A 13,123-nucleotide genomic window follows, 5' to 3' on the forward strand; every position below is an offset into this window, starting at 1 on the left:
CCGGGAAACACCGGCACCGCACGCTCAAGGGCATGACCTCGAATGAGCGTGTGGTGGTGATCGGCACCGGCCTCGCGGGCGTACGTCTCGCCCGGCGGCTCGGTGAGCTCGGCACGCCCGTGACGCTGATCGGCGAGGAGGAGCACCGCCCGTACAACCGGGTGCTGCTCGCCGAGGTGCTGGCCGGACGTTACAGCCCCGAGGTGATCGCCCTGCCGGCACCCGCGGAGCTGACCCGCGGGCGGGTCACGGGCATCGACCGGGGCGCGCGCACCGTGCGGTGCGAGGACGGTTCGGTGATCGCGTACGACAGGCTCGTCCTGGCGACCGGCTCCAACCCGGTGCTGCCGCCGCTGCGCGGGCTGTTCACCGGGAGCGGCGAGCAGCACGCGCTGCCCGAAGGGGTGCACGCCTTCCGCACCATGGACGACTGCCTGGGCCTGTCCAAGGCGGTCCGGCCGGGCGTGAAGGCCGTCGTCATCGGCGGCGGGCTCCTCGGGGTCTCCGCGGCCCGGGCGCTGGCGCTGCGCGGCGCGCAGGTCGTCCTCGCCCAGCAGGCCGAGCGGCTCATGGAGCGCCAGCTCGACCCGGCCGCCTCGAAACTGGTCAAGCGGCACCTGGCCGACCTGGGCGTCGAGGTCCACACCGAGTGCCGGGTGCGCGACGTGCGCTGCGTCGGTGGCGCGGTCCGCTCGGTGGAGATGGCCGACGGGTACGCCCTCGACGCCGAGCTCGTGGTCCTGGCGTGCGGGGTCCACCCGCGCGTCGGCCTCGCGCAGAGCGCGGGCCTGGAGGTCCGCAAGGGCATCGTCGTCGACGACGAGCTGCGCACCTCCGACCCGCACATCCACGCCGTCGGCGACTGCGCCCAGCACGCCGGCACGGTGTACGGGCTCGCCACCCCGGCCCTCGAACAGGCGGACGCGCTGGCCGAGTTGCTGGCGGGGGACGCCGCGAGCCCGGCGGCCCGCTACACCGGCACCCGGTCCCTGACCCGGCTGACGCTCACGGGGGACGACAGCCCCTTCGACCTCGCCGCGTTCGGCGAGACGGAGGCACGCCCGGGCGACGACGTCGTCCAGCTCACCGACGCCACCCGCGGCACCTACCGCAAGGTCGTCGTCCGCGACGACCGCCTGGTCGGCGGGGTTCTCGTCGGCGAACTCGGCACCGTCGGCGCGCTCGCGCGCGCCTGGGAGGGAGCAGAGCCGCTCCCCGACAACGGCCCCCTGCTCCACCTGCTCACCAACGATGGAGGCTCCTGATGACGGCCACCCCGGGGACGAACCCCACGATCGTGCTCGTCGGCCACGGCATGGTCGGCCAGCGCTTCCTCGAAGCGCTGGCCGAGCGCGGCCTGACCGCCACGCACCGCGTGGTCGTGCTGTGCGAGGAGCCGCGTCCCGCGTACGACCGCGTCCAGCTCACCTCGTACTTCTCGGGCAAGTCGCCCGAGGACCTGTCCATGACGGACATGGAGTTCATCAAGGACCACGGCATCGAGCTGTACGTCGGCGACCCGGCGGAGACCATCGACCGTGCGGCGAGGAAGGTGACCGCCCGTTCCGGTCTGGTCGTCGACTACGACGTCCTCGTGCTGGCCACCGGCTCCTACCCGTTCGTGCCGCCGGTGCCGAACAAGGACGCCACCGGCTGTTTCGTGTACCGCACGATCGAGGACCTCCTCGCCATCGAGGCGTACGCGAAGACCAGGGCGTCGACGGGAGCCGTCGTCGGCGGCGGTCTGCTCGGTCTGGAGGCCGCGGGCGCGCTCAAGGGCCTGGGCGTCGAGACGCACATCGTGGAGTTCGCGCCGCGCCTGATGCCGGTGCAGGTCGACGAGGGCGGCGGCGCCGCGCTGCTGCGCACCATCGAGGACATGGGTCTGAGCGTCCACACCGGTGTGGGGACGCAGGAGATCGTGACGGACGCCGAAGGCGCCGTCACCGGCATGAAGCTGTCCGACGGTTCCGAACTGGCCACCGACATGGTGATCTTCTCCGCCGGTGTCCGCCCCCGCGACCAGCTGGCCCGCGACTGCGGCCTGACGGTCGGCGAGCGCGGCGGCATCAGCGTCGACGAGCAGTGCCGCACGGTGGACGACCCGCACGTCTTCGCGATCGGTGAGTGCGCGCTGGCCGCCGACGGCCGGGTGTACGGCCTGGTCGCGCCCGGTTACGAGCAGGCCGAGACGGCCGCCGCGACGATCGCCGCCGACGAGGCGTCCTTCACGGGTGCCGACCTGTCCACCAAGCTGAAACTGCTCGGCGTGGACGTGGCGTCCTTCGGCGACGCGCACGGCACCACCGAGGACTGCCTGGACGTCGTCTACTCCGACTCCCGCGCGGGCCTGTACAAGAAGCTGGTCATCGGCCGCGACGGCACGCTGCTCGGCGGCATCCTGGTCGGCGACGCGGACGCGTACGGCACGCTGAAGGCCTTCACCGGCTCGGTCCCGCCGGTGAAGCCCGAGTCCCTCGTGCTGCCCGCAGGCGCCGGGGAGTCCGCCCAGCTCGGCCCGGCCGCGCTGCCGGACGAGGCGATCATCTGCTCCTGCCACAACGTCTCCAAGGGCACGATCCGCGGCGCGGTCACCGACCACCAGTGCACCACCGTGCCCGAGGTCAAGAAGTGCACCAAGGCCGGTACGGGCTGCGGCAGTTGCGTCAAGGTCCTCGGCCAGCTCGTCAACGCCGAGCTGGAGGCCGGCGGCATCGAGGTCGACAAGGGCCTGTGCGCCTGCTTCTCGCAGACCCGTGAGGAGCTGTACGAGATCGTCCTCGCCCTGCGCATCAACACCTACCAGGACCTGCTGGACCGCTACGGCCGCGAGGAGGCCCGGGGCGGCGACGGCTGCGAGATCTGCAAGCCGACGGTCGGCTCGATCATCGCCTCCCTCGCCCCGACGATCGGCGCGAGCGGCTACGTCCTGGACGGCGAGCAGGCCGCCCTGCAGGACACCAACGACCACTTCCTGGCCAACCTGCAGAAGAACGGCTCGTACTCGGTCGTGCCCCGCATCCCCGGCGGTGAGATCGCGCCGGAGAAGCTGATCGTGATCGGCGAGATCGCCCGCGACTTCGGCCTCTACACCAAGATCACCGGTGGTCAGCGGATCGACATGTTCGGCGCCCGCGTCGAGCAGCTGCCGCTGATCTGGGCCCGGCTGGTGGACGCCGGCTTCGAGTCCGGCCACGCCTACGGCAAGGCGCTGCGCACGGTGAAGTCCTGCGTCGGGCAGACCTGGTGCCGCTACGGCGTCCAGGACTCCGTCCGCATGGCGATCGACCTGGAGCTGCGCTACCGGGGCCTGCGCTCGCCGCACAAGCTGAAGTCGGCCGTCTCCGGCTGCCAGCGCGAGTGCGCGGAGGCCCAGTCGAAGGACTTCGGCGTGATCGCCACCGCCAACGGCTGGAACCTGTACGTCGGCGGCAACGGCGGCGCGACCCCGCGCCACGCGGACCTGCTCGCGCAGGACCTTTCGGACGCCGAACTGATCCGGCTGATCGACCGGTTCCTGATGTTCTACATCCGCACCGCCGACCGTCTGGAGCGCACCTCCACCTGGCTGGAGCGGATCCCGGGCGGCCTGGAGCACGTACGGGACGTGGTGGTGGACGACTCGCTCGGCATCTGCGAGGAGCTGGAGCAGCTGATGGCGGCCCATGTCGCGCACTACCGCGACGAGTGGGCCGAGACCATCAACGACCCGGAGAAGCTCGCCCGGTTCGTGTCCTTCGTGAACGCGCCCGACACCCCGGACCCGGTCGTCTCCTTCGTGCCCGAGCGCGACCAGATCAAGCCCGACCTGCCGCTGCTGTCCATCGGCATGCGACCTGCCGAAGACGTCCTGGAAGGAAGCGCCCAGCGATGACCCTGGCTCTCGAGACCACCGGCCTGAAGGTCGAACTGCAGCTGGCCGACGGCTGGTTCGCGGTCTGCGACCTGAGCGCGCTGCTCCCGGGCCGCGGCGTGGCGGCCCTGCTGCCCGACGGCCGCCAGGTGGCACTCTTCCGCGACCGGAACGGCCGCCTGTACGCCATCGACAACCGCGACCCGTTCACCGGCGCGGCGGTCCTCTCCCGCGGCCTGACCGGCACCCACCAGGGCCGCCCGTTCGTGGCCTCGCCGCTGCTCAAGCAGCGCTTCGACCTGGAGTCGGGGCAGTGCCTGGACGACGAGGCGGTGCGGGTGGCCACGTACGAGGTACGGGCCTCGTAGGTCGGTTTCCCGACCGCGCGCATGCGCGACGAGGTGCCGCTCGGCCGGGGTGCGGGGGACGGCGGCTCCACCGTCTGGTCCCGTGCCGGGCGGCCCGTCGGGCTTCCCGGCGGCGGCTCCCGTCGGCCATCGCTGTCGAGTTCCTGTCGAGTTCGCCGTGTCCGGCCCTGCGCTCCGAGTGGTTCGCGTTTCATCGAGGGGTACCCCACCCGCCACGGAGGCCGAACCATGACTCGGAACCATCCCCAGCCGTCCCGACGCGCCGTCCTCGGCACAGCCGCCGTCGCCGCGCTCACCGTGGCAGCCGGAGCCGGCCCGGCACAGGCCGGCTCACGGCCCGCCTGGCCGACCGGGTTCCCGCTCCCGGACGGCTGGCTCCCCGAGGGCATCACCATCGGCGCCGAGCCGTACGCCTACCTCGGCTCCCGCGCCGACGGCGCCGTCTACCGCACCGACCTGCGCACCGGGGAGGGCCGGATCCTCCACGCGGGAGCCCCGGGCCTGACGTCCATCGGACTGAAGCTGGACCGCGACGGCCTGCTGTACGTCGCCGGGGGCGGAGGCGGCACCACCCGCGTCATCGACTCCCGCACCGGCAGGCTCCTCACCACCCACCGACTCACCGCCCCGACCGGCCACTTCGTCAACGACGTCGTCCTGCTCGGCGACCGCGCCTGGTTCACCGACTCGTGGGACGCGGTGCTGTACGGCGTACCGCGCGGCCGCGGCGGACAGGTACGGACGTTGCCGCTGACCGGCGACTGGACACAACTGCCGGACGTCATCAACGCCAACGGCCTCGTCGGCACGCCCGACGGCCGCGGCCTGATCGTCGTCAAGAGCACACCGGGCGAGCTGTACCACGTGCGCCTCAGGACCGGTCACGCCACCAGGATCTCGCTGGTGGGCGCGGCCGACGTCGTCAACGGCGACGGCCTGGTCCGCGTCGGCCGCACGCTGTACGTCGTGCAGAACCGCCTCAACAAGGTGACCGTGTTCGACCTCGACGCGGAGGTCACCACGGCCACCCTGCGGCGCACGATCACCGACCCGCGGTTCGACGTCCCCGCCACGGCCGCCCGCTTCGGCGACCGTCTCTACCTCGTCAACGCCCGCTTCACCAGCCCGCAGACGCCAAAGACCACGTTCAACGCGGTTGCGGTGCCGCTCTGACTCACCCCTTGAGGGCGTCGTACGTCACGCCCGTCAGCCGTTCGGAGGCGGCCCACAGCAGCCGGGCCGCCCGGTCGTCACGGGTCCGGGGCGCCCGCCAGGACGGGCCGGGTGCCCCGCGCCACATCGCGAAGGACGGGCCGAGGAAGGCGTCGGGACGGACGTCGGGCGCGGTCGCGGCGTACAGCACGGGCAACGCGCCGGCCCGGGCGGACTGGGCGAGGAGCCGGTTTCCGATCCGCATGACCCGCTCGACGGCCCGTTGGCCCGCCGCCCGCGCTCCGGCGGTCTGGAGGTCGGTGGCCGCGTACCCGGGGTGGGCCGCGGCCGCCACCAGATCCGCGCCGTGCGCGGCCGCCCTGCGCGCCAGCTCGTGCGTGAACAGCAGGTTCGCGGTCTTGGAGCGGCCGTAGGCGACCCAACGCCGGTAGCGGCGCTCGCTGTTGAGGTCGCGCAGGTCGATGTCGGCCATCGCGTGCATCAGGCTGGAGACGGTCACGACCCGGGCCCCGGGCGCGGCGAGCAGCGCGGGCAGCAGCAGCCCGGTGAGGGCGAAGTGCCCCAGGTGGTTGACGCCGAACTGCGTCTCGAACCCGTCCGCCGTCGTCCCGTACGGCAGCGCCATCACCCCGGCGTTGTTGACGAGCACATCGAGCCGCTCGTACGGGAAGGCGGCGGCGAAGGAGCGCACGGAGGCCAGGTCCCCGAGGTCCAGCAGCCGCAACTCGACGTCGGCCTCCGGCATGTCGGCGCGGAGCCGGTCCACGGCGGCCGTGCCCCGCGCCTCGCTCCGGCACGCGAGCACGACCCGGGCCCCCTTGCGGGCCAGCTCCCGCGCCACGGCGTGGCCGAGCCCGCCGTTGGCGCCGGTGACGACGGCGATGCGCCCCCTCTGGTCGGGGATGTCGTGCGCGGTCCAGCCGGACATGGACGGCCCCCCTTCGTCTGCGGCCGGGTCCAGCCTACGAGCGGCGAGCGCCGGGCGTAATCGTCCGGCAGGGGCCGGGCGTCCAGATGGAACCACTCGGCCCCGTCCGTGGGGCGTGACCCCGCATCCCCGACGGGGGCGCAGCCTGGGCGGGGGCGTCCCCCCACCCGAACGGACCGCCGTCCGCTGCCCAGGCGCCCCCGACGGGGCCGCAGTCCGGGCGGGGGCGTCCCCAACGGAGGCGCCGTCCCCGGCCGGGGCGTACCCGAACCGGGCACCAGCCCGGGGCCGGGTGCCCGAACGGGCCGCCTGCGCTCTCCCGCCGACGGCACCCGTCTGTGCTTCTCGAGCCGGCGGGGCACCCCCGGCAGCTCGGTCGCACGAGGTGCGGGGCCCGCTCCGCGCACAGCCACGACCGCATTCACGTGACCATCACAGAATGGTCACCCGTCTCTCACCCCGGGCCGCTCGGCCGTAGCGTCGTCCCCTCACGCACCGTCTGCCTGGGGGGCGACATGACCAACCCGTACACCGCACCACCCGTGCCACAGCCGACCCGCCCGGCGCCCCGATGGGCCCGCAAGCGGTACCTGCTGCCCGCCCTCGGGCTGGCCCTCTTCATCGGTGTCGGCATCGGCGCGGGCGGCGAGACCACGACGACGCGGGCGAAGCCCACGGCGGCCGATCCCCGACCGACGGTCACGGTGACGGCGACGGCGACCGTGACGCGGACGTCGGAGCCGGAACCGGCCCCGACGGTGACCGCGACGAAGACCGTCAAGGCCACGCGAACGGTCACCGCGCGCCCGGCGACGGCCGGCGGCGACGACTCCGGCGGCGATGGCTCCGGCGGTGACGGCTCGGCCGGCCAGGACGTCTACTACGCCAACTGCAGCGAGGTCCGCGCCGCCGGCGCCGCCCCCATCCACCGCGGCGAGCCCGGCTACGCCTCCCACCTGGACCGCGACAACGACGGGGTGGCCTGCGACACCTGACGTGATCACGCGGGTGACCATCCGTACGTCCGGCCGTTCCTCCGGTTGGGCAGCCGGCACCCGGCTGCCCGGCCGACGGAAGGACAACAGCGTGGACACCACCCTCCCCCAACTCGCCGTACTGCCCCGCGAGGAGTGGATCAAGACGCTCCCGCAGGCCATCGTCGCGTCCTGTGTGCTGCTCCTCGACGCCGAGGACCGGATCCTGCTGCTGCGGTACGCGGCGGGACAGCCCGGCGCCGGGACCTGGGGGCTGCCGGGCGGCATGCTCGACCACGGGGAGGACCCGGTCGGCGCCGCACGCCGGGAACTGCACGAGGAGACCGGCATCGTCCTCGACGACGACCCCCGGCTCCTCGGCTACGACCACCGGGCCGACGTGAACGGGACGGGCCCGGTCATCGACTTCTACTTCCACGGCGGCGTGCTGCCGGCCGGACAGGCCATCAGGCGCAGCGCCGAGCACGACGCGCACGGCCTGTTCCGCCTGTCCGAGCTGGAGACGGCCCCCCTGACGTCCCGTCCGCCGACCCTCCTCGCGCTGCACACCGCCGCCCGCTCCGGGACCGTCGTCTGCCTGCGGGAAGGGCAGCCGCTCTGACCTCGGCGCCCGGCCCTTGGCGGGCGCGGCTCACGGGGTGCAGGCCGCGGCGACGGCCAGGCTGTCCTCGTAGAGGTGGTGCCGGGTGATCCGGCCGTTCTCGACGGTGAGGCGCAGCGCGAACGGGCTCTCGAAGGACTTCCCCGTCGCGCGTACGGTCCCCGACACCTGCCCCGTCAGGACGGCGTCGGCGCCGTCGACCAGGAAGGCGTCGACGCGGGCGCGCGCGTCCTCGGGCACGGTGTGCCGCATCAGGTCCGTGAACTGCGCGGCGCATTCGGCGGCGGTGGAGCGCGGGCGGATCCACGGGACGACGGGGTTCTCGGCGAGCAGCCAGTCGACCCGGTCGGCGAAGAGGGTGACGAGCCGCTCGGTGTCCCCGGCCACCCGGGCGGCGAGGAACTCCCGCACGACGGCGCGGGTGGTCTCGGAGACGGAACACGCGGCGGGGGCGGGGGCGGTGGGCGTGACGGACATGGCGCTCTCCTCGCGGCTGCGGCCGGACCCGGCGGGCGTTCCCGCCGATGTGCTCGATCCTGCCGCGGGAGGGGAGAGCGGTCGATTACCCGAGGGGTAAGGGGAGGGGGAGGGGGGATGAGCGGTGCGGCGCGGCAGGGCGCCGAGGAGAAGAAGGGCGGCACCCCCGCACGGGTGCCGCCCTTCCTGGTGCTCCGCGACCGTCGTCGCGTCGGTGAGGGTCGGACGTGACCGACGACGGTCCCGGGGCTCGGTCCGGTCAGCGGTGGTCGCTGCCCTCCGCCTGGACCGCCGCCCGGCCGGCCTCCAGACGGGCCACCGGGATGCGGAACGGGGAGCAGGAGACGTAGTCGAGGCCGACCTCGTGGAAGAAGTGCACCGACTCCGGGTCGCCGCCGTGCTCGCCGCACACGCCGAGCTTCAGGTCGGGACGGGTCTGACGGCCGGCCTGCGCGGCCAGCTTCACCAGGGAGCCGACGCCGTCCTTGTCGATCGTCTCGAACGGGCTGACACCGAAGATGCCCTTCTCCAGGTACGCCGTGAAGAAGCTCGCCTCCACGTCGTCGCGGCTGAAGCCCCACACCGTCTGGGTCAGGTCGTTGGTGCCGAAGGAGAAGAACTCCGCGGCCTCGGCGATCTGACCGGCGGTCAGGGCGGCCCTGGGCAGCTCGATCATCGTGCCGATGGCCAGCTTCAGATCGGTGCCGGTCGCCTCCTGGACCTCCGCGATGACCTTGTCGGCCTCCTCGCGGACGATCTCCAGCTCCTGGACCGTGCCGACGAGCGGGATCATGATCTCGGCGCGCGGGTCGCCCTTGGCGCCCTTGCGTTCGGCCGCGGCCTCCGCAATTGCCCGGACCTGCATGGTGAACAGGCCGGGGATGACCAGGCCGAGGCGCACACCGCGCAGGCCCAGCATCGGGTTCTGCTCGTGCAGGCGGTGCACGGCCTGGAGCAGGCGCAGTTCGTTCTCGTGCGGCTCCTGCCGGGACTCGGCGAGCGCGACGCGGACCGACAGTTCGGTGATGTCGGGCAGGAACTCGTGCAGCGGCGGGTCGAGCAGGCGGATGGTGACGGGGAGGCCGTCCATCGCCTCGAACAGCTCCACGAAGTCCTGCTTCTGCAGCGGGAGCAGCTCCTTCAGGGACTCCTCGCGCTCGGCCTCCGTGTCGGCCAGGATCAGCCGCTCCACCAGCTCACGCCGGTCGCCGAGGAACATGTGCTCGGTGCGGCACAGGCCGATGCCCTGGGCACCGAAGCGGCGGGCGCGCAGCGCGTCCTCGGCGTTGTCGGCGTTGGCCCGTACGCGCAGCCGGCGCTTGCGGTCCGCGAAGGCCATGATGCGGTGCACCGCCTCGACCAGTTCGCCGGCGTCCTCGGCGCCCGCGTGCATGCGGCCCTCGAAGTACTCGACGACCGGGGAGGGCACGACCGGCACCTCGCCCAGGTAGACCTTGCCCGTGGAGCCGTCGATGGAGATGACGTCGCCCTCCTCGACGACGTGACCGCCCGGCACCGTCATCCGGCGGCGCTTGGTGTCGACCTCCAGCTCCTCGGCACCGCAGACACAGGTCTTGCCCATGCCGCGCGCGACGACGGCGGCGTGGGAGGTCTTGCCGCCCCGGCTGGTGAGGATGCCCTCGGCCGCGATCATGCCGTCCAGGTCGTCGGGGTTGGTCTCGCGGCGGATGAGGATGACCTTCTCACCGGAGCGCGACCACTTCACGGCGGTGTAGGAGTCGAAGACCGCCTTGCCGACCGCGGCACCCGGGGAGGCCGCGATGCCCCGGGCCACCTGCTCGACCTTCGCGCTCTCGTCGAAGCGCGGGAACATCAGCTGCGCGAGCTGCGCGCCGGTGACGCGCTGCAGCGCCTCCGCCTCGTCGATGAGGCCCTGGTCGACCAGCTGTGTGGCGATCCGGAAGGCGGCACCGGCGGTGCGCTTGCCGACCCGGGTCTGGAGCATCCACAGCCGGCCGCGCTCGATGGTGAACTCGATGTCGCAGAGATCCTTGTAGTGGTTCTCCAGCGTCTCCATGATCTGCATCAGCTGGTCGTACGACTTCTTGTCGATGCGCTCCAGGTCGGCGAGCGGGACGGTGTTGCGGATGCCCGCGACCACGTCCTCGCCCTGCGCGTTCTGCAGGTAGTCGCCGTAGACGCCCTGGTGGCCGGAGGCGGGGTCGCGGGTGAAGGCGACGCCGGTGCCGGAGTCCGGGCCCAGGTTGCCGAAGACCATGGAGCAGACGTTGACGGCCGTGCCCAGGTCGTGCGGGATGCGCTCCTGGCGGCGGTAGAGCTTGGCGCGGTCGCCGTTCCAGGAGTCGAAGACCGCGCGGATGGCGAGGTCCATCTGCTCGCGCGGGTCCTGCGGGAAGTCCCGGCCGGTCTCCTTCTTGACGATCTTCTTGAAGGTGGCGACCAGCTTTTTCAGGTCGGCGGCCGCCAGCTCGGTGTCGACCGTGACCTTCTTGGTCTCCTTGGCCTTGTCCAGCGCGTCCTCGAAGAGCTCGCCGTCGACGCCGAGGACGGTCTTGCCGAACATCTGGATGAGGCGGCGGTAGGAGTCCCAGGCGAACCGCTCGTCGCCGGCCTGCTTCGCCAGGCCCTGCACCGACTTGTCGGAGAGGCCGATGTTGAGGACGGTGTCCATCATGCCCGGCATGGAGAACTTGGCGCCGGAGCGGACGGAGACCAGCAGAGGGTCGTCGGTCTGGCCGAGCTTCTTGCCCATGCGGGCCTCGAGCGCCTCGAGGTGCGCACTCACCTCGTCACGCAGTGCCGCCGGTTCCTCGCCGCTCTCCAGGTAGACCTTGCAGGCCTCGGTGGTGATGGTGAAGCCGGGCGGGACGGGAAGGCCGAGGTTCGTCATCTCGGCGAGGTTCGCGCCCTTGCCGCCGAGGAGGTCCTTGAGGTCCTTGTTGCCCTCGGTGAAGTCGTAAACGAACTTCACGCCCTCAACGCTCTTACCGTGCTCAGCTACCTGGGGATCTTTGTTTTCCGACACGGGTCTCGACTCCTCGAGGACGCGGTGGCTGCCCTGACGGCGAGGAACATACCCAGATCAAAGGCGTCTGGGTACGTCCACTTGCGCGTCATACGCCTGTAACCACTCCTCCGCCACCGGATCGAAAGTCAAGGCTTGGCAAGCGGCGACGGCCGGATGTTTTCACTTCTTGAAGACATCAACGCCCGTAGACGTCGATTGGCGCTCGTTTGAGCAGCTCACGACACGCTTGATTTCGCTCGGTGAACGATCAAAGGGTGGCACTGAGTGCCACCCTTTGGAGAAGTGCAGTCGCTCATGATCCGCTCATCTGAGCGCAACCCTTATCAAGGGTGGCGAGAATCACGCTGCCACAGCCGACCGGATTTCACCATCCGGACGGGTCCCGGAACGGAAACACGCCCGTCACACCCCCAGGGCCCGCAGCCGCTGCTCCACCCGCTCCGGCGCGTACAGATGCTCCACGACCAGGGCCCCCGCCCCCACCAGCCCCGCCCGCTCCCCCAGGCGCGAGGTCACCACCTCCAGGTGGGCGGTGGAGCGCGGCAGCGCCCGCTGGTACAGCAGCTCCCGGACGCCGGTGAGGAACGGCGTGCCGGCGAGGTCCCCGGCGATCATCAGCACCCCCGGGTTCAGCAGGGTCACCACGGTCGCCAGGACGTCCCCGACCCGGCGTCCCGCCTCCCGCGCGAGTCCGACCGCCTCGGGATGCCCGGCCGCCAGCAGGTCCCGTACGTCCGAGCCGGACGCCGCCGGCACGCCCGCCTCCGCCAGCCGCCGCGCCACGGCGCCGCCGCTCGCGACGGCGGCCAGGCAGCCGTACGCACCGCACCGGCACAGCGCCTCGGCGCCCTCGGGCACCCGGATGTGCCCGAGGTCCCCGGCACCGCCGTCGACGCCCCGGTAGACCGAGCCGTCGACCACGACCCCGGCGCCGATGCCGGTGGAGACCTTGACCAGCGCGAACGCCGAGCAGTCCGGATACGACGTGCGCTGCTCGCCGTAGGCCATGAGGTTGGCGTCGTTGTCGACGAGCACCGGGACGGCCGCGGCCCCCGTGTGCTCCGTGAAGGCCCTGACCAGGCGTCCTGTGATGTCGTAGCCGTCCCAGCCCGGCATCATCGGCGGCTGGACCACGCGGCCGGTCTCGCTGTCGACCGGGCCCGGCACCGCCAGGCCGATGCCGCACGCCTCCTCCCCCCGGTGGCCCGCCTTCTCCAGCAACTCGGCGAACCAGCGGCCGAGTTCGCCGAGCACGGCGTCGGGGCCGTCCTCGATGACCAGCGTGCCCGAGTGCTCGGCGAGGATCTCGCCGGACAGGGACAGCACGGCGGCGCGGGCGTGCCGGGTGTCGAGGTCGGCGGCGAGGACGACCGCGTGCTCGTCGTCGAACTCCAGGGTGATCGAGGGGCGTCCGCCCAGCGGGGAGTCCACCGGCCCCCCGGCGCCCTCGCGCAGCCAGCCCGCGCGGAAGAGCCGGTCGAGCCGCTGGCCGACGGTGGCCCGGGACAGTCCCGTCGCCTGCTGGAGCGCGCCCCGGGTCGTGGCGCGGCCACTGCGCACGAGTTCGAGCAGATCGCCGGCGCTCGCCTGACCGCCTGCTCTGGTGGATGTTCCGGTCCTCCCCGGCCGTCCGGTCATGCGCACCCCCTTGTGTTTCCCAACCCTGCATTACATATTGGGTTTTGCGTGTTAAATAGACGTAACCCTACGGTAGCCAT

The 13,123-nt window shown here is 72.3% G+C and carries 10 protein-coding genes; 6 read left to right on the forward strand and 4 right to left on the reverse strand.

Going from position 1 to position 13,123, the window contains the following annotated elements:
* Window positions 1-32 precede the first annotated feature (32 nt).
* The 4 genes from ACFPZJ_RS01480 (at window position 33) to ACFPZJ_RS01495 (ending at window position 5,394) form a co-directional block, all read left to right on the forward strand.
* The gene (locus ACFPZJ_RS01480; RefSeq protein WP_381016008.1) at window positions 33-1,265 is read left to right on the forward strand and encodes an NAD(P)/FAD-dependent oxidoreductase; all 1,233 of its coding nucleotides are present in this window, start codon (window positions 33-35) and stop codon (window positions 1,263-1,265) included.
* A complete protein-coding gene (gene nirB / locus ACFPZJ_RS01485; RefSeq protein ID WP_381016011.1) occupies window positions 1,265-3,874 on the forward strand; it encodes a nitrite reductase large subunit NirB in 2,610 nt (869 codons plus the stop codon). The genes ACFPZJ_RS01480 and nirB overlap by 1 nt, the downstream gene beginning before the upstream one ends.
* Window positions 3,871-4,221 carry a nitrite reductase small subunit NirD gene (gene nirD, locus ACFPZJ_RS01490; protein ID WP_381016013.1) on the forward strand — a complete coding sequence of 117 codons (351 nt, stop codon included), beginning with the start codon at window positions 3,871-3,873 and terminating at the stop codon, window positions 4,219-4,221. The genes nirB and nirD overlap by 4 nt, the downstream gene beginning before the upstream one ends.
* 228 nt (window positions 4,222-4,449) lie before the next feature.
* Entirely contained in the window at window positions 4,450-5,394 is a 945-nt protein-coding gene (locus tag ACFPZJ_RS01495; RefSeq protein ID WP_381016016.1) for an SMP-30/gluconolactonase/LRE family protein, read from the forward strand.
* A gap of 1 nt (window position 5,395) precedes the next feature.
* On the opposite strand, the gene ACFPZJ_RS01500 is transcribed toward ACFPZJ_RS01495, so the two are convergent.
* Complete coding sequence (locus ACFPZJ_RS01500; RefSeq protein WP_381016019.1) at window positions 5,396-6,322, reverse strand: oxidoreductase; 927 nt, start codon at window positions 6,320-6,322, stop codon at window positions 5,396-5,398.
* Between the two features lie 515 nt (window positions 6,323-6,837).
* Here ACFPZJ_RS01500 and ACFPZJ_RS01505 point away from each other — a divergent pair.
* Window positions 6,838-7,317: an excalibur calcium-binding domain-containing protein gene (locus ACFPZJ_RS01505; RefSeq protein ID WP_381016022.1), complete on the forward strand. Its 480-nt coding sequence runs from the start codon at window positions 6,838-6,840 to the stop codon at window positions 7,315-7,317.
* A 91-nt stretch (window positions 7,318-7,408) separates the two neighbouring features.
* Window positions 7,409-7,918 carry an NUDIX hydrolase gene (locus ACFPZJ_RS01510; protein ID WP_381016024.1) on the forward strand — a complete coding sequence of 170 codons (510 nt, stop codon included), beginning with the start codon at window positions 7,409-7,411 and terminating at the stop codon, window positions 7,916-7,918.
* Between the two features lie 30 nt (window positions 7,919-7,948).
* Here the strand turns inward: ACFPZJ_RS01510 and ACFPZJ_RS01515 are convergent, their stop codons facing one another.
* From ACFPZJ_RS01515 to ACFPZJ_RS01525, 3 genes are all read right to left on the reverse strand, one after another.
* On the reverse strand, window positions 7,949-8,395 hold the full coding sequence (locus ACFPZJ_RS01515) for a nuclear transport factor 2 family protein (RefSeq protein WP_381016027.1): 447 nt from the start codon (window positions 8,393-8,395) through the stop codon (window positions 7,949-7,951).
* Between the two features lie 259 nt (window positions 8,396-8,654).
* Complete coding sequence (gene ppdK, locus ACFPZJ_RS01520; protein ID WP_381016030.1) at window positions 8,655-11,402, reverse strand: pyruvate, phosphate dikinase; 2,748 nt, start codon at window positions 11,400-11,402, stop codon at window positions 8,655-8,657.
* Window positions 11,403-11,807: 405 nt separating this feature from the next.
* Window positions 11,808-13,043: an ROK family protein gene (locus ACFPZJ_RS01525; RefSeq protein ID WP_381016033.1), complete on the reverse strand. Its 1,236-nt coding sequence runs from the start codon at window positions 13,041-13,043 to the stop codon at window positions 11,808-11,810.
* Between the last annotated feature and the right edge of the window lie 80 nt (window positions 13,044-13,123).

It is taken from the genome of Streptomyces bullii, from assembly GCF_042657145.1.
GTDB classification, from domain to species: Bacteria; Actinomycetota; Actinomycetes; order Streptomycetales; family Streptomycetaceae; genus Streptomyces; species Streptomyces bullii.

Excerpts from the sequence above, each read along its gene's own strand:
- ACFPZJ_RS01480 (WP_381016008.1), top strand. The coding sequence starts at position 33 with ATGACCTCGAATGAGCGTGTGGTGGTGATCGGCACCGGCCTCGCGGGC.
- nirB (WP_381016011.1), top strand. The coding sequence starts at position 1,265 with ATGACGGCCACCCCGGGGACGAACCCCACGATCGTGCTCGTCGGCCAC.
- nirD (WP_381016013.1), top strand. The coding sequence starts at position 3,871 with ATGACCCTGGCTCTCGAGACCACCGGCCTGAAGGTCGAACTGCAGCTG.
- ACFPZJ_RS01495 (WP_381016016.1), top strand. The coding sequence starts at position 4,450 with ATGACTCGGAACCATCCCCAGCCGTCCCGACGCGCCGTCCTCGGCACA.
- ACFPZJ_RS01500 (WP_381016019.1), bottom strand. The coding sequence starts at position 6,322 with ATGTCCGGCTGGACCGCGCACGACATCCCCGACCAGAGGGGGCGCATC.
- ACFPZJ_RS01505 (WP_381016022.1), top strand. The coding sequence starts at position 6,838 with ATGACCAACCCGTACACCGCACCACCCGTGCCACAGCCGACCCGCCCG.
- ACFPZJ_RS01515 (WP_381016027.1), bottom strand. The coding sequence starts at position 8,395 with ATGTCCGTCACGCCCACCGCCCCCGCCCCCGCCGCGTGTTCCGTCTCC.
- ACFPZJ_RS01525 (WP_381016033.1), bottom strand. The coding sequence starts at position 13,043 with ATGACCGGACGGCCGGGGAGGACCGGAACATCCACCAGAGCAGGCGGT.